This is a genomic window from Lentzea sp. NBRC 105346, from assembly GCF_030269605.1.
Classification (GTDB): Bacteria; Actinomycetota; Actinomycetes; order Mycobacteriales; family Pseudonocardiaceae; genus Lentzea.
The window spans coordinates 202,834-219,303 of sequence record NZ_BSTQ01000009.1 but is presented as its reverse complement, the minus strand read 5'-3'; the positions used below and the strand labels follow the sequence as shown (position 1 = coordinate 219,303).

19 protein-coding genes are annotated in these 16,470 nt (G+C 69.4%); 10 read left to right on the top strand and 9 right to left on the bottom strand.

The annotated features are described in order from the left end of the window. The first annotated feature begins 36 nt into the window (after positions 1-36). Both QSK35_RS20910 and QSK35_RS20905 read left to right on the top strand, forming a co-directional pair. Positions 37-645, top strand: a complete 609-nt coding sequence (locus QSK35_RS20910; protein ID WP_285748678.1) for a TetR/AcrR family transcriptional regulator — start codon at positions 37-39, stop codon at positions 643-645. Then, positions 642-1,895 carry a glycosyltransferase gene (locus tag QSK35_RS20905; RefSeq protein ID WP_285748676.1) on the top strand — a complete coding sequence of 418 codons (1,254 nt, stop codon included), beginning with the start codon at positions 642-644 and terminating at the stop codon, positions 1,893-1,895. The genes QSK35_RS20910 and QSK35_RS20905 overlap by 4 nt, the downstream gene beginning before the upstream one ends. Here QSK35_RS20905 and QSK35_RS20900 read toward each other — a convergent pair. Together QSK35_RS20900 and QSK35_RS20895 are read right to left on the bottom strand one after the other, a co-directional pair. Continuing rightward, a complete protein-coding gene (locus QSK35_RS20900) occupies positions 1,883-2,662 on the bottom strand; it encodes an ABC transporter permease (protein WP_285748674.1) in 780 nt (259 codons plus the stop codon). The two genes, QSK35_RS20905 and QSK35_RS20900, sit on opposite strands and share 13 nt — an antisense overlap. Further along, positions 2,659-3,558 carry an ABC transporter ATP-binding protein gene (locus QSK35_RS20895; RefSeq protein WP_285748672.1) on the bottom strand — a complete coding sequence of 300 codons (900 nt, stop codon included), beginning with the start codon at positions 3,556-3,558 and terminating at the stop codon, positions 2,659-2,661. Before QSK35_RS20895 ends, QSK35_RS20900 begins: the two co-directional genes overlap by 4 nt. A 130-nt stretch (positions 3,559-3,688) precedes the next feature. Between QSK35_RS20895 and QSK35_RS20890 the strand changes: the two genes are divergently transcribed. Next, on the top strand, positions 3,689-4,144 hold the full coding sequence (locus QSK35_RS20890) for a nuclear transport factor 2 family protein (RefSeq protein WP_285748670.1): 456 nt from the start codon (positions 3,689-3,691) through the stop codon (positions 4,142-4,144). Positions 4,145-4,195: 51 nt separating this feature from the next. Here the strand turns inward: QSK35_RS20890 and QSK35_RS20885 are convergent, their stop codons facing one another. Together QSK35_RS20885 and QSK35_RS20880 are read right to left on the bottom strand one after the other, a co-directional pair. Next, positions 4,196-5,401 carry an RNA polymerase sigma factor gene (locus QSK35_RS20885; RefSeq protein ID WP_285748667.1) on the bottom strand — a complete coding sequence of 402 codons (1,206 nt, stop codon included), beginning with the start codon at positions 5,399-5,401 and terminating at the stop codon, positions 4,196-4,198. Continuing rightward, positions 5,398-5,736 carry a YciI family protein gene (locus QSK35_RS20880; protein ID WP_285748928.1) on the bottom strand — a complete coding sequence of 113 codons (339 nt, stop codon included), beginning with the start codon at positions 5,734-5,736 and terminating at the stop codon, positions 5,398-5,400. The genes QSK35_RS20885 and QSK35_RS20880 overlap by 4 nt, the downstream gene beginning before the upstream one ends. A gap of 198 nt (positions 5,737-5,934) precedes the next feature. On the opposite strand from QSK35_RS20880, the gene QSK35_RS20875 reads away from it, so the two are divergent. From QSK35_RS20875 to QSK35_RS20865, 3 genes are all read left to right on the top strand, one after another. Further along, positions 5,935-6,720 carry an ANTAR domain-containing protein gene (locus QSK35_RS20875; RefSeq protein ID WP_352244129.1) on the top strand — a complete coding sequence of 262 codons (786 nt, stop codon included), beginning with the start codon at positions 5,935-5,937 and terminating at the stop codon, positions 6,718-6,720. Further along, positions 6,717-7,466, top strand: a complete 750-nt coding sequence (locus QSK35_RS20870; RefSeq protein WP_352244128.1) for a GAF and ANTAR domain-containing protein — start codon at positions 6,717-6,719, stop codon at positions 7,464-7,466. Before QSK35_RS20875 ends, QSK35_RS20870 begins: the two co-directional genes overlap by 4 nt. Positions 7,467-7,624: 158 nt before the next feature. Then, positions 7,625-8,596, top strand: coding sequence for a GAF and ANTAR domain-containing protein (locus QSK35_RS20865; protein WP_285748663.1), 972 nt, complete (start codon positions 7,625-7,627; stop codon positions 8,594-8,596). A gap of 15 nt (positions 8,597-8,611) precedes the next feature. Here the strand turns inward: QSK35_RS20865 and QSK35_RS20860 are convergent, their stop codons facing one another. The 4 genes from QSK35_RS20860 to QSK35_RS20845 form a co-directional block, all read right to left on the bottom strand. Beyond that, positions 8,612-9,004 carry a pyridoxamine 5'-phosphate oxidase family protein gene (locus QSK35_RS20860; RefSeq protein WP_285748661.1) on the bottom strand — a complete coding sequence of 131 codons (393 nt, stop codon included), beginning with the start codon at positions 9,002-9,004 and terminating at the stop codon, positions 8,612-8,614. Next, a complete protein-coding gene (locus QSK35_RS20855) occupies positions 9,001-9,756 on the bottom strand; it encodes a GAF and ANTAR domain-containing protein (RefSeq protein WP_285748659.1) in 756 nt (251 codons plus the stop codon). The genes QSK35_RS20860 and QSK35_RS20855 overlap by 4 nt, the downstream gene beginning before the upstream one ends. A gap of 43 nt (positions 9,757-9,799) precedes the next feature. Continuing rightward, entirely contained in the window at positions 9,800-10,528 is a 729-nt protein-coding gene (locus QSK35_RS20850) for a GAF and ANTAR domain-containing protein (RefSeq protein ID WP_285748657.1), read from the bottom strand. Between the two features lie 179 nt (positions 10,529-10,707). Next, positions 10,708-10,914 (bottom strand): hypothetical protein, encoded by a 207-nt coding sequence (locus QSK35_RS20845; protein WP_285748946.1) that lies wholly within the window; start codon positions 10,912-10,914, stop codon positions 10,708-10,710. 206 nt (positions 10,915-11,120) lie between these two features. Between QSK35_RS20845 and QSK35_RS20840 the strand changes: the two genes are divergently transcribed. From QSK35_RS20840 to QSK35_RS20825, 4 genes are all read left to right on the top strand, one after another. Beyond that, complete coding sequence (locus tag QSK35_RS20840) at positions 11,121-11,501, top strand: zf-HC2 domain-containing protein (RefSeq protein WP_285748655.1); 381 nt, start codon at positions 11,121-11,123, stop codon at positions 11,499-11,501. An 8-nt stretch (positions 11,502-11,509) separates the two neighbouring features. After that, positions 11,510-13,237, top strand: coding sequence for a cytochrome c biogenesis protein DipZ (locus tag QSK35_RS20835; protein WP_285748654.1), 1,728 nt, complete (start codon positions 11,510-11,512; stop codon positions 13,235-13,237). Positions 13,238-13,251: 14 nt separating this feature from the next. Then, positions 13,252-13,572 (top strand): thioredoxin, encoded by a 321-nt coding sequence (gene trxA, locus QSK35_RS20830; protein WP_285748652.1) that lies wholly within the window; start codon positions 13,252-13,254, stop codon positions 13,570-13,572. A gap of 72 nt (positions 13,573-13,644) precedes the next feature. Beyond that, on the top strand, positions 13,645-14,097 hold the full coding sequence (locus tag QSK35_RS20825) for a DUF4383 domain-containing protein (RefSeq protein WP_285748649.1): 453 nt from the start codon (positions 13,645-13,647) through the stop codon (positions 14,095-14,097). Positions 14,098-14,110: 13 nt separating this feature from the next. Here the strand turns inward: QSK35_RS20825 and QSK35_RS20820 are convergent, their stop codons facing one another. Further along, positions 14,111-16,408: a helix-turn-helix transcriptional regulator gene (locus QSK35_RS20820; RefSeq protein ID WP_285748647.1), complete on the bottom strand. Its 2,298-nt coding sequence runs from the start codon at positions 16,406-16,408 to the stop codon at positions 14,111-14,113. Positions 16,409-16,470: the final 62 nt, after the last annotated feature.

The window sequence follows — 16,470 nt, the reverse complement described above, 5'->3', positions numbered from 1 at the left end:
TGGACGCGGACTGAACAACTGTTCAATACTCTGTACATGCGTTCAGCATCTGACCTCACCGCTCGTGCTCGCATCCGTGACGCCGCACTGGCCCGGTTCGGGACCGACGGCGTCGCCGGCACCTCCGTGCGCACGGTGGCCGCGGACGCCGGGGTCTCCCCCGCGCTGGTCGTGCACCACTTCGGCTCCAAGGACGGCCTGCGCCAGGCCTGCGACGAGTACGTCCTGGACGCGATCCGGTCCGGCGGCGAGACGTCGACCGAAGCCCTGGGCGAGGTGCTCAACGCTGCTACGCCAGTGCGGCGCTACCTGGCTCGCGCGCTGCTGGACAACACCGATGCGGCCTCAGCGTTGTTCAACGAGATCGTCGAACGAACCGAAGCCTGGCTCGCGGATGGGGAGAGCGAAGGTTGGGTGCACCCCACCGCCGACGCACAAGGGCGGGCGGTGACGTACGTGTCGTGGTTGCTGGCCCCGCTGGTGCTCGGCGACCACGTCGGTCGCCTGCTGGGCGGCGACCCGGCCGAAACCGCGACCGCCGTGCGCGGCGCTCGGGCAGGCCTGGAGATGTTGACCCGCGGCCTGTTCGCCGACGACCGGTGGTTGACCGCGTTCACCGAGATCGACGGGAGGAGCCGGTCGTGAAGGTGTTGCTGGTCGCCCACGGCACGCGCGGGGACGTGCAACCGTTGCTGGCGCTGGCGATCGCGCTCAACAGTGCAGGCCACGAAGCACTGCTCGCCGCGCCGCGGTCGTTCGCCGACAGCATCCGGGCGCACGACGTCGAGTTCGCGCCGTTGGACGACGGACCGAACCGGCTCCTCGACGACCCGGTGCTCAAGGAAGCGATCGAGGGCGGGTACCGAGGAGTCCAGGGCAAGATCACCGCGTTGTCGACCATCAGGCGCATCAAGCCGCTGATGGCCAACGTGCTGCGCGATCTCGCGGAAGTCGCACGCTCGTCCGCAGCGGACATCGTCGTGCACACGCCGAGCGTGCCCGCGCAGCACGCGGCGGAGATGCTCGGGGTGCCGTCCGTTCTCGTTGCGCTGCAACCAGGTTGGGTGCCGACGTCGGAGTTCCCGTGCCCGATGGTGCCGCTGCCGAAGGTGCCTCGATTCCTCAACCGCGCTACCTACCTCACGGTCTCGGCGACGCTGCGCGCCTACTCCGGTGTCGTCAACGCCTCGCGCACCAACGACCTCGGCCTTCCTCGTGGCAGCGGGCCGCAACCGACCCTCGTGCTGCAGGCGTTCAGCCCTCTGGTCACACCGGTCGACCCGGCCTGGCCGGATTCCGTGCGCACCACCGGATTCTGGTACCTGCGGCCCACGACGAACTGGACGCCGGACGCGACGCTCTCGGCGTTCCTCGACGCCGGACCAGCTCCCGTCTACATCGGGTTCGGCAGTATGGCGGGACGCGACGCACAACGCACCGGTGACATCGTCGCCGAAGCGGTGCGGGCCGCCGGGGTGCGCGCGATCATCGCAACAGGGTGGGGAGGACTGGCCGCGCAGTCGTCCGACGATCTCCTGGTGATCGACCAGGCACCCCACGACTGGCTGTTCAGTCGGGTATCAGCGGTGGTGCACCACGGTGGAGGAGGAACGACGGCAGCCGCGCTCGCCGCGGGCAGGCCTCAGGTCGTGTGCCCGTTCGTCGCGGACCAGCCCCACTGGGCACGACGCATGCACGCTCTGGGCGTCGCGCCAGAGCCCGTCCCCCACCGGAAACTCACCACCAGCGCACTGGCCTCAGCCATCTCGCGCGCTCTGACGCTCGGGCAACGAGCCGACGATCTCGGCGAGCGGATACGTGCTGAGAACGGTGTCGCCACGGCGGTGCGGGAGCTGGAGGAAGTCCACAGTGGACGCTGGGCTCAGCGGTCCTGATCGGCGTTGCGCCACCACAGTGCGGTCGCCACCACGCCCGCAACACCGACCAGCAACACCAGCAGCAGCCCGAGCAGGCCGGGCGGGTCGCTGTCCGGACCCGCCAGTCCGCTGAACAAGGCCGGCACCGACCACGGGAAGTAGCGCCCGTAGCCCAGCGCGGCGATGACCTGGGCGAAGAAGATCGCAGCCATCATCACCCCGACACCGGACAGATACCCTCGGCCGACGCTGGCCGCGAACGCGATCGGCGTGGTGAGCAGAACCGTCATCGCCGCCGTCGCGCCAACGGTCGCCACCCCGGACGCCGCGAGATCGGCAGACCACCCCGGCAGCCGGAGCACTGTGCCGATCACCAGCCCGAGCACGACGAGTTGCACGGTGAGCACCAGACACCACAACGCCGCTACGACGAACTTCGCCAGCACGATCGCGGTGCGCGAGGTCGGCAACGCCAGCAGGTCCTTCACGGTGTTCTGGCCGAACTCGCGCCCGAACAACCACACGGACACCAGACCGAAGACGAGCATGCCGCCGACCGCGGTCGTCTGCGCCAGAAAAGCCAGATACGTCGGCCAGTCCGCGTCTCTCCCCACCAGCGAGGCCTTGGTGCCGATCAGGCCTAGCGACCGGGCGCGACCCTGGTCCTGCAGGATGAACATGAACAGCCCGCCCACCCCTGCGGCGACCGTGAACGCCAGCGCAGTCACCCACGGCACGCGGGAGCGGCGCGCCTTGAGCAGTTCGGTGGCCAGTGCGTTGATCACGACTCCACCACCCGCAGGAAGAACGTCTCCAGGTCGTCCTGCTCGACCACCAGCCGAACCGGCGGACAACCCGCGGCGACCAGCGCGACGGCGACCCGTTCGGGCTCCGCGATCGCGCGATCGTCCATCAGGTCGAGAGCACCCAGGTCTGTCCTGATTGGACTGAAGCCCACCGCGTGCAACGCGTGTTCGGCAGCCACCAGATCCCGCGCCGTCACACTGAGCCGGCGACGGGTCTGTGCCGCGAGCTCTCCCGCGTCGAGCTCACGCACGAGCCTGCCGCGGTGCAGGACGCCGATGCGGGTGGCCAGCCGGGCGACCTCGGTGAGGATGTGGCTCGACAGCACCACGGTCACACCGTGCTCGCGGCTCAGTTCGCGCACCAGTTCCCGGATCTCGGCCACGCCCGCGGGGTCGAGGCCGTTCGCCGGCTCGTCGAGGATCAGCAGTTCAGGCTTGTGCAGCAAGGCTTTGGCCAACCCCAGCCGTTGGGCGTTGCCCAACGACAACGTCCCCGCCCGACGGGTGGCGTAGGCGGTCAGATTCAACCGTTCCACCACTTCGTCGACCTGCCGACGGCCCCACAAGCCGCGCAGCCGTGCCGCGACGGTCAGGTTCTCGACGACCGTGAGCTCCGGGTACGCGGCCGGCCCCTCGACGAGGTAGCCGACCCGCGCCCACGGTCCCGGCCGCACGGGCTCGCCCAACAGCTCGACGGAGCCTGAGCTGGGCCGCACCATGCCGAGCAACATCCGGATCGTGGTCGTCTTGCCGGCTCCGTTGAGACCGAGCAGCGCGTAGATCTCGCCCGCCGCGACGTCCAGCGAGAGATCATCGACCGCGGCGAGGTCGCCGTAGTGCTTGGAGAGGCTTCGCAAAGCGATGACAGGTGCCATGGCAACTCCCGCGAGTCGGCGTCGAACCCACGCCGACCAGGCTTCCCGGCACACCTGAGGGCAAGGCTACGCCACGGCGAGCGTCATCGCGGCGGTGCGCGGCCTGCCGCGCCGTGCGACCATCCCGCCCATGGCGCGAAACCCGTTGCCGGCTTTGGCGACCACGCTCAGCTTCGTAGACCGCATCAACCACACGGACCTCGCGGGGCTCGCCGAGCTGATGCACCCGGACCACCGTCTCCTCGTGATGGACGTGCCACCGGTCGTGGGTCGGGACGCGAACGTCGAGGCGTGGCGCGGGTACTTCACCGCTTTCCCCGAGTACGTCATCCATCCGCGCCTCTTCGTCCCCGATGGGAACCGGGTCGCGGTCTTCGGTGCCACGACCGGATCACACCTCAACCTCGCCGACGACGAGGAACTCGCGCTCGGCGTCATCTGGCTCGCCGAGGTGAGTGACGGGCTGGTGACGGTCTGGCAGGTGCGCGACGACAGCCAGGCGTTGCGGCAGGACCTGGGAATCAGCGAGGTCGACCAGTGGCTCAACGAGGCGCAACCGCTCGACGAGCGGAGCTGGAAGCCGTGATCCGGGCGTGGTGCGACTGGAAGGCCTGAGCTACCTGCGGTCGGGTGTGCGTCAGCTTCGCAACCTGGCGGCACGCAAGTTCAGATAGTGCTGTTCGGGCAGGCTGGCGGTCATCTTCGCAGCGCGTGAGTAAGACTCCGTGGCCGCGGCGAGGTCTCCCGCACGTTCGAGCAGGTGTGCCCGGACAGCTTCCAGCCGGTGGTTGTGCGCCAGCCTGGCTTCGTCGTCGAGCGTCCCGAGCGCGGCGAGGCCTGCACGTGGCCCGTGCACCTCCGCCACCGCGACCGCACGGCTGAGCGTGACCACCGGACCTGGCGCGACCTGGGCGAGCACGTCGTAGAGCGCGAGGATCTGCGGCCAGTCGGTGTCCTGGGCCGTGACGGCCTCGTCGTGCACCGCGGCGATGGCGGCCTGCAGCTGATAGGGGCCGATCGGGCCGGTGCCGAGCGTGCGTTCCAGCAGTGCCACGCCTTCGGTGATCATCGCGGTGTCCCAGAGGTCGCGGCGTTGCTCGGCGAGCGGCACGATCGCTCCGGCGCGGTCCGTGCGCGCCGCCCGGCGTGCGTCGGTGAGCAGCATCAACGCCAGCAGTCCGGTGACCTCGCACTCGGCGGGCAGCAGCCGCAGCAGCACGCGGGTCAGCCGGATCGCCTCCGCGGTCAGGTCGGCGCGGCCCAGTTCCGTTCCGCTGCTCGCGGTGTGGCCCTCGGTGAACATCAGATAGAGCACGTGCAGCACGACACTCAAGCGTTGCGGCCGCTCGGTTTCGGACGGCAACGCGAACCGCGCGCCGCGAAGTCGTTGCTTGGCCCGGCTGATGCGCTGGGCCATCGTGGCCTCCGGCACCAGGAACGCCGCCGCGATCTCGGCCGTGGTCAGCCCGCCCACCGCGCGCAACGTCAACGCGAGCTGCGACGGCGGCGACAGAGCAGGGTGACAGCACAGGAACAGCAGGACCAGGGTGTCGTCCTGGTCAGCCACCTCCACCGGTTCGAGTAGCGCCCCGGCTGTCACTTCGCGGCGCCGCCGGGCGCTGTCGCTGCGCCACGCGTCCACGAGCGACCGGCTCGCCGCGGTCACCAGCCAGGCCCGCGGTTGGTTCGGCACTCCGTCGACCGGCCACTGCCGCACGGCATCGGCCAAGGCTTCCTGCACGGCGTGCTCGCACGCGTCGAACTGGCCGTACCGGTGCACGAGCGCGGCGAGGACCTGCGGTGCGAGCTCACGCAGCAGGTCCTCGAAACCGAGCGCGCTCACAGGTGCATGACCTGCCGGACCTCCATCGGGTACTCGGTGTACTCGACCACCCGCGCCGCGACCTCGAGCGCACGTTCCTCGGTCACGTCGATGATCCAGTAACCGGCCAGCGACTCCTTGATCTCCGCGAACGGGCCGTCCGTCGGGACGGCCACACCGTTCTGGAAACGCACGGTCTTCGCCTGGCTCGGGTCGATGAGCTTGCTGCTGGCCACGAGCTCGCCGGAGTCCCGCAGTTCCTGGTCGAGCTTCATCATGAGCTCCTGCATACCCGTGATCCAGTCGGGTGTCCGGTTCTCCAGCGTGGCACCGAGCCCGCCGAACATCATGATCATGTACTTCACCGTCGCTCCCTTCACCGGCACCCAGGTGCGGGTGCACGCCATCAGTCGGAGCCGTCACCCGGTTCTCGACATCCAAGCCCGAAATCGTCGGACCCGCCGCACGGCTGCGGCCCGGTGGCCGTGGGATAGTGCGATCCAGTGGCGGGCAACTAGTGTCCAGGTACGGCCTGGACAGGTCGTTTTCTGACGGTGACGAGGACGTCTGTGGATCACGATCGGGTGGCATGGGCGTGGGCATCCATCAGAGAGCATGCCGACGGTGAACACACGACCGTGTCGGTGCGTCACGCCTGTGCGGCGTGTGCCCAGGCCCTTGATGCGCAGGGCGCCGGTGTGTCCTTGGCCCGGGGCAAGGGGATGCGCGAGCCGGTGTGCGCGGTCGGGCCAGGCGTGGACGAGCTCGAGGAGTTGCAGTTCACGCTCGGCGAAGGACCTGCCGCCGATGCGGCGGACGCGCGGGCTCTGGTGCTGGCCCGGGATCTGTCCAGCATCGACAGCGGTCGCCGGTGGCCGATGTTCGCCCCTGCGGCTCTGCACCGCGGTGTTCGGTCGGTGCTCTCCGCGCCGCTGCAGGCAGGTGCGATCCAGGTCGGGGTGCTGACCGTCTACCGGGCGGTGCCGGACGTGGCGAGCGAGGACGCGATCGCGGACCTGCTCGTGTACGCGGATGCCGCGATGCTGCTCGTCATCGGGGTCAGCGACGGGATGGCCGCGGAACGACCGGACCTGACCGGACGGGGTTTCGACGAGCGGCGGGCAGAGGTGCACCAGGCGGCGGGCATGATCTCCGTGCAACTCGGCGTCGGGGTGGAGGAAGCGTTGGTACGACTGCGGGCACATGCCTACGCTCGGGAACGGCGGCTGGCCGAGGTAGCCCGCGACGTGGTCGAGCGCAGGCTGCGGTTCTCGCCCGACATGAACGGCAACCCGGCCGACGGCCGCAACCCTGGTTCGGGGAGGGAGGAAGACCGGTGACGATATCGGACCAGAAGGCTCGCGACGTCTTCGTCGCGCTGGCGGACGCGCTCGTGGCGGACTTCGACATCATCGATTTCCTGGACGTGCTGTGCGGCCATAGTGTCGACCTGCTGGGAGTGACCGCGGCCGGTGTGTTGCTGGTGGACCACCGCGGCACGCTGAACATGGTGGCGGCCTCCACCGAACAGGCGAGAGTGCTCGAGTTGTTCCAGTTGCAGAACGACGAGGGCCCGTGCCTGGAGTGCTACCACACCGGCGAGGTGGTGACGTGCGCGGACATCGCCGCGGCCGCCGAGCGGTGGCCGCTGTTCGCACCCGCCGCCGCCGAGGCCGGGTTCGCCGCGGTGCACGCGGTGCCGATGCGGCTGCGCGAGACCGTGATCGGCGCGCTCAACCTGTTCGGTGCCCGGCCGGGCTCGTTGAACGCCGACGTGATCGGGCTCGGTCAGGCCCTCGCCAACATCGCCACGATCGGCATCCTGCACCAGCGCACCATCCGGCACGACGAGGTCGTCATCGAACAGCTCCAGGCCACGCTCAACAGCCGCATCCTGATCGAGCAGGCCAAGGGCGTCCTGGCCGAACGGCTGCAGGTCACGGTCGACCAGGCGTTCGTCCTGCTGCGCCGCTACGCCCGCCAGGCATCCCAGCGGCTGGCCGACGTCGCCGCCGACGTGGTCGACGGCTCGGCCGACGTACGCGCGATCGCCGACTCGGCGTCCGGCCTCACCCCAGCGGAGTGACTGCGAGCGTCGCCCGGTCGGCTGGTTGTCCACGGGCCGTCAGCGGGGCAACATCGTGATCGTCCATCATCCGCGGAGCGCGGTGCCCGGACGCTGCCCCGGACCCCGGCGGCCTCACCCGCGCCAACTCGCAGCCGAGGCCAAGGGGACCTGTCGTCATGCGCTCACAACCGCCCGTCCCGCCGCCCCACCCAGTACTCCGCCGGCCTGAAGCGCTTTCCGAGCGCGGGATCGACGAGATCCTCAACCACGTGGTGCACGAGCTGTACGCCTCCGGCCTCGACCTGCACACCGTGCTCGCGTTGCTGGGCTTGCCCGGTGAACACAGGCAACGAACAGAGGACCGGGTGCGCGCCGTCATCAACAGGCTCGACGACGCCATCAGCACGGTCCACCACGCCGGCGCGCGACTCGCGTCGGCTCGAACGGCGACGATCGACCCGCCGATCACGTCTCGCACCGGCCTCGACCTCCCCGGCTACCTGCACGACCTGGCCCGGCATTGCGTGGAACTGCTGGGCATCGACGCGGCGGCGATCGTGCTCGTCGACCAGGACGTGATGATCGAGATGGCTGCCGCGGCCACGACCGGCCTCGACGCGGACGTGGCCTGGGAACTGTGCCAGTTGGCGGACGGACCGTGCCGCGACACCTGTGGAGACGGACAACCGGTGACCGTGGGCGACCTGGCGGCGACGAGCCGCTGGCCGTTGTTCACCGCGCAGGCGCGGACCGCGGGTTTCCAGGCCATCCACACGGTGCCGCTGGGTGTGGTCGGCACGCCGCTCGGTGCGCTGGCGCTGTTCCGCACCACCACGCACGAGCCGTCAGCCAACGACGTTCACCTTGCGGAGACCGTGGCCAGCTTCGCGGTCGTGGCCCTCACCTGCGACGGGATGATGCGTCAACGCGACTCACGAGCGGAACGCCTCGAGTCCGCGCTGATCGTCCAAGCCGTTGCCGAACAGGCCAAAGGAGTGCTGGCGGAACGCCACGGCATCTCCATCAGCGCGGCGCAGAACGTCGTGGCCACGCACTCCCGCCTGCACGACGTGCACCCGATCGACACCGCCCAGGCGATCATGGACGGCACCGCCGACCTGTCCGACACCGTCCGCAGTCTCCGCTGACACCGTCCGGAGCGTTCAGCCGCCGGCGAACTCGCACCCGGTGATCCAGTGCGGACGGATCCGGATCACCTGATCGGCGACCGCGGCACCCCATCGCGGCAACATCTCCTCGTAGCGCGCGACGTCAAGTGCGTCGGTGACCCACTCCGCGAGGCCTGTGACGACCACGCTCCACCCCAGGAACGTGTGCGGGTCGATCACGTCCGCCTCGTAGGTGACGACGGTGCCGCTCGGAGCCAGTGCCGTCGTGGTCGGCCGCGTGCGGATGATCACGTCGCCGTCGTCGACGACGTGGCCGACGATCCGGATCGCGGGCAGCGCGTGCTCCGAGAACACCAGACGGCCGAGCGGCGTACTGGCGAGGAGCTTCATCGACTCCGTCTCGGACAGCTCTCTCGGGATCATCATCGTTCCGATCGGGTGTCAGGCGGATTCGCGGCGTCGACTTCCGCCAGCGTCGTCATGTCGATGGCCCCCGCGATGATGTCCTCCGCCACCGTGCTCAGATGCTCGTTGTGGCTTCTGGCATAGCGCCGCAGCGTCTCGAACGCGCGGCCCATGTCGATCCGCAGCCGCTCCGCGAGCACGCCCTTCGCCTGTTCCACGAGCACCCTGCTCTGCAGCGCGTGCTGCAACTGCCCGGTGAGCAGCTCCTGGTCGCTGATGATCTGAGCCTGCAGAAGACCGATGGTGGCGACGTCGGCCATGGCCTGGGCGATCCGGAAAGTCGACTCGCTGAGCGCGCCCTCGGTCGCGGTGAACAGGTTCAGCGCGCCGACGGTCTGGGCGCGCAACCGCATCGGCAGGGCGTGCACCGCCGAGAACCCGGCGTCCCTCGCCACCGACGAGAACTCCGGCCAGCGCTGGGGCTCGTCAGCGAGGCTGGCGACCGTCACCGGTGCGCTGGTGCGGTAGCACTCCATGCACGGGCCCTGCAGGTGCTGGAGCTCGAACAGTTCCAGCACCCTGGCGCGGTCGCTGGACGCGGCGACGACCTGCAGCTCGTCGTGGTGATCGACGAGCAGGATGCCGGCGGCATCCACGGCCAGGGTGCTGACGCTGCGGTCGGCCAGCAGATGCATGAACTCGAACGGGTCGAAGTCCGCCACGAGCGTGTCGGCCAGCTCGACGAACGTCTCCGCCAGATTCTCCGTGGACATGGGACTACCTTCGCTCCTCACTCACCGACGACGTACGCGGTCATCAGGGCCGGGTCCTGCCGTCCAGGTCCAGCCGCACACGCCGGGCGACGACATCGCGGGCGACCTCGACGACCGGCTGGTCCTGAGCGAACGCGTCCGCGCGCAGCCGCACCAGTGCCTCGTCCACGGACACACCCATCTGGACGGACAGCATTCCGGTCGCCTGGTACACCTCCGCATGACGGAACGGGATCCCGCCCGGCACCGGCGAATCGGCGTCGAGACGGACGCCGGCCAGCTCGTCCAGGACCAGCGACATCACCACCTCGGTCATGACCAGCGCATCGGACACCTGTTCGGCCGCCAGCGGACCGGGACTCGTCCTGTTCAGCACGAGCGCGCCCAGCCGGACCGCGCCACTGCGCAACGGGAACACGAACAGCGCCCGCGCCCCGGCCGCACCGGCCGCGAGCACGAACAGCGGCCACCGCCGGTGGTTCGCCTTGGCGTCCAGATCCGGGACCGCCACCGGCACCCCGTACCGGACCGCGTCCTCGCAGGGACCTTCGCCGAGCACGAACCGCAGATCCTCGAGCCGATCACCGATCTCGTTGGTCGAGTACCGCGACTCCCCGTGCCCGACACCGTTCATCAGCGTCAGTTGCACGCCGGTCACCCCGGTCAGGTGAACGCACGCCTCACACGCCGTCTCACTCGACACCGCGCTGCCGCACGCCGCCGCGTCATCGGCGAGGCGTTCCAGCACTCTCGTCAGCCGCTCGTCATTCACGGGAGCCAGCACTCCTGACCGGAACTGGTGCAGGTGAGCACCGCCGGGGACTGGAGCGGCCGAGACGCCCCCTGGCTGACTGTGCCAGGCACACCGCCACCCATCGTAGTCGGGTTCAGCCGCCGGGCTCCGCCGCTGTTCGGTCGCAGCAACACTCAGGCGAGCAGGAAGTACCCCAACTACAGGTAGGGCGCGGCGAGCAGGACGGACGGGCCGGCCACGATCGCGCCGTAACGGGTGAACTTCCAGAAGCTGATCGGGGTGCCGTTGCGCGCGGCGAGGCCGAGCACGACGACGTTCGCGCTTGCTCCGACCGCGGTGGCGTTGCCGCCGAGGTCCGCGCCGAGAGCGAGCGCCCCTGTGCCGACCAGGTCACCCGGTCCCACACGGGGACCGTGGCCATGTCCATTGAGCTGTCCCTGTGCGTCCGACGCCAACTCCACCGGACGCACAGGAACAAGGTGCGGCGCCGTCCCGAGCCGGCTGAACCGCGTCTGGCGGATCCGCACGCACGACCTGCCCCGCGTCGCGAAGTCCACTTCAGACCCAACGCCGGGGCAATCCGCTCACCGGACGGTGCCGAAGCAAGGAGGTGAACCCGGGAACGCGGCGTGCGAACAACCCGCACCTGCTGACCGGTGCCCACGCACTCGGCGCGCTGCCGGACGCCGAACGAGCCGAGTTCGAGAGACACCTGGGCAACTGCCGGAGCTGCGCGGACGAGGTGGCCGAATTCAGCGAGACCGCGACCCGGCTCGGCGACGCGGTGGACCACGTCGTCGCGGCAGACCTCCGGCAACAGGTGCTGCACGCGGTCCGCGAGGTGCGACAGACACCGCCGACGCACCAGTTCGGGAAGATCCTCCGCGCGGTCGGATCGGTGATCTGCCGACAACGCTTCCGCCGCACGGGCAATCCGCGACGTGTCCGGCCCCGAATCACTGGCACAACGCATTTCCGCCAATTCGAGTAGGCCCTCACATGTTGACCCTCGCACTGATCGGTTTGATCGGCGGCCTGGTCACCGGTATCTCGCCGTGCATCCTGCCCGTCCTGCCCGTCATCTTCTTCTCCGGCGGCACGCAGAGCTCCCGCACGACGGAGTCCTCGACCGGTGGCGTGGCACTCGCGACCAAACCGGCTTCGCGCGCCAGGCCCTACCTCGTCATCGCCGGACTCGTCGTCAGTTTCAGCCTCGTCACCCTGTTCGGTTCGCTCCTGCTGACCGTCCTGAACCTGCCGCAGGACGTTCTGCGCTACGCGGGAATCGTCGTACTCGTGCTGATCGGCATCGGCCTGATCGTGCCGCGCTTCGAGCAGCTGCTGGAGAAGCCGTTCACCTGGATCCCCCAGCGCAACCCCGACGCGAGCCGCGGCGGGTTCACCCTCGGTCTCGCGCTCGGAGCGGTCTACGTGCCCTGCGCCGGGCCCGTGCTGGCCGCCATCACCGTGGCCGGCTCGACCGGCCGGATCGGCACGGAGACCGTCGTCCTCACGCTCACCTTCGCCGTCGGCGCCGCGATCCCCCTGCTCATCTTCGCCCTCGCCGGTCGTCGCGTCGCCGAACGGGTGCAGGCCTTCCGCAAGCGCCAGCGGGGAATCCGCATCACCGCGGGCGTCGTGATGATCGCACTCGCGATCGGACTGGTGTTCAACCTGCCGCAGCTGCTGCAGCGCGCGATCCCGGACTACACGGCTTCGTTGCAGGACAAGGTGAACAACTCCGAACAGGTCAAGCGGGCGCTGAACCTCGGCGGTCTGGTCAACGACCAGAACAAGGACCTCGACAAGTGCTCCGACGGCGCCCCCGACCTGGAGTCCTGCGGCACCGCACCGGATCTCACCGGCATCCAGCAGTGGGTCAACTCGCAGCCGCTGGAGCTGAAAGCGTTGCGCGGCAAGGTCGTGATGGTCGACTTCTGGGCCTACTCGTGCATCAACTGCCAGCGCTCGATCCCGCACGTCGTCGCGTGGGACAAGGCTTACCGCGACGCCGGGCTCCAGGTCATCGGTGTGCACTCCCCCGAGTACGCGTTCGAGAAGGAACCCGCCAACGTCGAGGCGGCCGCGAGGAACTTCGGTATCACCTACCCGGTGGCGCTGGACAACAACCTGGGCACGTGGACCAACTACCGCAACCGCTACTGGCCCGCGCACTACCTCATCGACGCCCAGGGCACCGTGCGGCACATCAAGTTCGGCGAAGGCGACTACCAGGTCACCGAGAAACTGATCCGGCAGCTGCTCACCGACGCCAAGCCCGGCCTCCAGCTGCCCCAGGCCACCGAACTGCAGGACGACACCCCGATCGTCGCCGACATCACCCGCGAGACCTACCTCGGCTCCACCAAGCGCGTGAACTTCGCCGGCACCGAGACCTACACCAGCGGCGAGAGTTCCTTCCAGTTCCCCGAGAACCAGGGCACGGACTCGTTCGCCCTCTCGGGTGCCTGGAAGCTCGACACGCAGTCGATCACCCCGACCGGTGACGCCGGGAGGATCAAGCTCAACTACCGGGCCAAGGAAGTCCGCATGGTGTTGTCCGGCAAGGGAACCGTCACCGTCGAGCACAACGGCAAGACCACGACCATCGAGGTCGACGGCACCCCGAACTCCTACCAGCTCCTTGCCACGCCGACGATCCAGGGCGGCTCGCTCACCGCGACCGTCAGCTCCGGCGTCCAGGCCTTCTCCTTCACCTTCGGATGATCAGGAACCACACCATGCACCTCGCCGACGTCACCACCGATTCCTTCGACACCACCGTCCTCGGCGCCGACAAGCCCGTCCTCGTCGACTTCTGGGCACCCTGGTGCGGCCCCTGCAAGCAGCTCGGCCCGGTCGTCACCGGCATCGCGGAAGAACACCAGGACAAGATCTCGGTCGTGAAGGTCGACATCGACGCGCACCCCGACATCGCCGTCCGCTACCAGGTCCTCAGCATCCCCACGCTGATCCTGTTCTCCGGCGGCGAACCCGTCACCACCCTCACCGCGCCCCGCAAGCGCGCGGACATCGTCAAGGCGTTGTCCACCTGGCTCTGACCAATCCGGGAACGGGGTCCGTTCCGAATCACCGATGTCAGATTCGCGTCAAGGTTCCCGGAGGTGAGTCCGTTGACTCCAACACGGTCCTCCCGACTGCAGCACCACCGCGAAGTGCCGCGCCGGCCGATCCAGCTGCTCGCAGCGGCGGTCGGCGCGGTGTTCCTGCTCGTCGGCGCACTCGGCTTCGTCCCTGGTATCACCGCGAACTACGACGAGCTCTCCTTCGCCGGCCATCACGCCGGCGCGCTCCTGCTCGGCGTGTTCGCGGTGTCCGTGCTCCACAACCTGGTTCACGTCGCGTTCGGCGTGGCCGGACTGCTGATGTCGGGCACCGCCCGGCAGGCCGCGATCTACCTCGTCGGCGGTGGCGCGATCTACCTCGTGCTCTGGCTCTACGGGATCGCGATCGACCACGACAGCGCGGCGAACTTCGTGCCGGTCAACACCGCCGACAACTGGCTGCATCTGGGGCTGGGCGCCGGAATGGTCACTCTCGGACTGGTCAGCCGCCGCGCCGGCTGACGGCGCCGTGCGGCTACTTGACCGCCGACAAGTCGACGTCTTCCAGCGCACGCACCAGTTCACGCCGGTTCTTGGCACCGAGTTTGTTCCGGATGCGGGTGACGTGGTGTTCCACGGTCTTGGCCGAGATGAACAGCGCGTCACCCACCTCGCGGTAGGTGAGGCCGTCACGCACCAACGCGGCGACCTCCTGTTCACGATCGCTCAAGCCCTCCGCGCCGGCGGCTCCCTGACCTGGGGTGCCATGGAACTGGCGGGCGATGTCGAGCAACTGCGTCATCGTCTTGCGGTCCATGGTGTGCATGGCCACGTGCCCGGCGAGCCGCGCCGCGTCCGCGCGCATGCCGTACGCGTGCAGTTCCCGCGCCGCCGCCTCGACCCCTGCGTGGTCCACCTCGCCACGACCGGCCGAGTTCCAGCGCCGCGCGGCGTTGGCGAGCGCACGTGCGAACGGGATGTCGCGCGCCGCCTCTTCCAGCACCACCAGGTGTTCCTCGACGGCCGAGTGATCGCCGAGAAGCAGTGCGGCGTGAAAGGCGTGCCAGCGCGGCAGAACCGTCCACAGGGGAGGGTCGCCGAGTCTGGCGAGTAGCGACCACGCCTCGTTCACGTGCGTCTCGACCCGGTGGTACTGGCCGATTCTGGCTCCGGCGACGGCGATCTCCGCCAGCGGGATCAACGTGTAGAGGTCGACGGGGTGCACGACGAGGGCCTGCTGGGCCGGTTCCCAGGCCGACCGCAGCGCACGCAGATCCCCTGCACGGCGTGTGATCCCGAGTTCCAGCGCCGCGGCGAACAGCGCTTCCCTCGGCTCCAGACGAGCGTCCCACCGGGCAAGCTCCTTCGCCGCTTCGGCATCGCCGGTGAAGAGCTCCGCGAAGGCGAGCAGCAGCCGGTGTCTGCCGGCGTGCAGTCCCTTGCCGTCGTCTGCCTGAACGGCCTTGGCGAGCAACGACTTCGCCACCGTCAGCTCACCCGCGTGGATGCAGATCAGCGCGGCGAGCGCGGTCGGGCTGTCCGGCTGCACCGAGGCGCGCGATCCGGACTGGTTCACACCGGCCGTGGCCACCGCGGCGGCGACGGCGGCCATCGGCGAACCGGTCACGCTGTCGAGCACCACGTCCGCCAGGCGGTGCCCGAGGGTGTCGGTGAGCGTCCTGGCGGGCTGCGAGCGGACGCCGAACTGGACGGTGCGGGCCTCGTCGAGCCGGCCCGCGCCGAGGAGTCCGGTCACGGCGAAGCCCAGTGCCAGTCCGTTGCCGGATCGCGCGAGCAGTTCCCCGCCCCGCCCGACCTGTCCCCGCAACGTCAGCACGGACGCCGCGACCAGCAAGGCATCCGCGTCGGCGTGTTCCAGGTCCACGGCGTCCACGGCGCCGTCGAGATCACCGCTCAGTGCGCGGGCCCGCGCCAGGAGAGCGGAAGAGACGGGGCCCGCGGCGACGAACAGCTGTGCCGCCAGCCCGGGATCGTCGTTGAGCACCTCGTCGCCCGCGGCCGAGTACACGTTGCCGAGACCGGGATCCGTCACACCGAACTCCAGCAACCGACGCGCATAGTCCGACACCGGCTGGGCGCGTTGGACCTGGGTCAGGGCGAGCTTGCGCAGCAGGTCGGCGCGCTGTTCGACCGGTGCGAGCGCCTCGATCGCATCGGCGGCGGCAGGAAGCGGAGTTCCGTCGACCCGCAGCAGGCCCGCAGACCTGAGTGCCTCGATGGACTCCGACACTCTGTGCAGGTCCAGGGCCAGCACCATCGCGAGGAGTCCGACGTCGAAGGGGGCGTCGAGGGCGCGGGCCAGCAGCAGGTCGGCCGCGGCGACCGACAGCCCGTCGAAGTGGCGGGCGAACGTGGTGCGCGGGTCCGGGGAGAGTTCGTCCAGCACGAACGCCGGTGTGCCGCCTGTGCGTTCGTGCAGGCGGTGCGCGAACTCCTCGTCGACTTCGGCGTCCAGGACGTGTTCCGCGAGAGATCGGGCGTGAGCGTGGGACAGAGCTCTCAGCTGGACGCGGACGACGATGCCGGGGAGCGCGCCGATCAGGCGGGCGAGCGCCCGGTTGTCGGGCCACGGCCGATGCGCGATGACGAGCCGGCCTCCAGCAGTGACCTCGCCGAGCAGGCGGTCGACCTCGTCGTCATCGAGCGCATGCCCGTCGTCGACCAGGAACGGCGTGTCGAAGGTGTGCAGCACCGTCGTCTTGCCGCACCCGGCCGGGCCGGTCAGCACGACGTGGTCCGCGCTCCGCGCGCGTTCGAGCGTTCGCACGGTCCCGCTGTCGAGCAACAACGGCATGTCCGACAGCCGAGACATGAGCGCGTGAACCTCCTGGTGACCAACCTCTTCGTCAGTACTTCGGTGCATCACCCGTTCAG

Excerpts from the sequence above, each read along its gene's own strand:
- QSK35_RS20855 (WP_285748659.1), bottom strand. The coding sequence starts at position 9,756 with ATGTCCACGGAGAATCTGGCGGAGACGTTCGTCGAGCTGGCCGACACG.
- QSK35_RS20910 (WP_285748678.1), top strand. The coding sequence starts at position 37 with ATGCGTTCAGCATCTGACCTCACCGCTCGTGCTCGCATCCGTGACGCC.
- QSK35_RS20860 (WP_285748661.1), bottom strand. The coding sequence starts at position 9,004 with ATGATGATCCCGAGAGAGCTGTCCGAGACGGAGTCGATGAAGCTCCTC.
- QSK35_RS20835 (WP_285748654.1), top strand. The coding sequence starts at position 11,510 with ATGTTGACCCTCGCACTGATCGGTTTGATCGGCGGCCTGGTCACCGGT.
- QSK35_RS20895 (WP_285748672.1), bottom strand. The coding sequence starts at position 3,558 with ATGGCACCTGTCATCGCTTTGCGAAGCCTCTCCAAGCACTACGGCGAC.
- QSK35_RS20880 (WP_285748928.1), bottom strand. The coding sequence starts at position 5,736 with ATGATCATGATGTTCGGCGGGCTCGGTGCCACGCTGGAGAACCGGACA.
- QSK35_RS20820 (WP_285748647.1), bottom strand. The coding sequence starts at position 16,408 with ATGTCTCGGCTGTCGGACATGCCGTTGTTGCTCGACAGCGGGACCGTG.
- trxA (WP_285748652.1), top strand. The coding sequence starts at position 13,252 with ATGCACCTCGCCGACGTCACCACCGATTCCTTCGACACCACCGTCCTC.
- QSK35_RS20865 (WP_285748663.1), top strand. The coding sequence starts at position 7,625 with ATGCGCTCACAACCGCCCGTCCCGCCGCCCCACCCAGTACTCCGCCGG.
- QSK35_RS20890 (WP_285748670.1), top strand. The coding sequence starts at position 3,689 with ATGGCGCGAAACCCGTTGCCGGCTTTGGCGACCACGCTCAGCTTCGTA.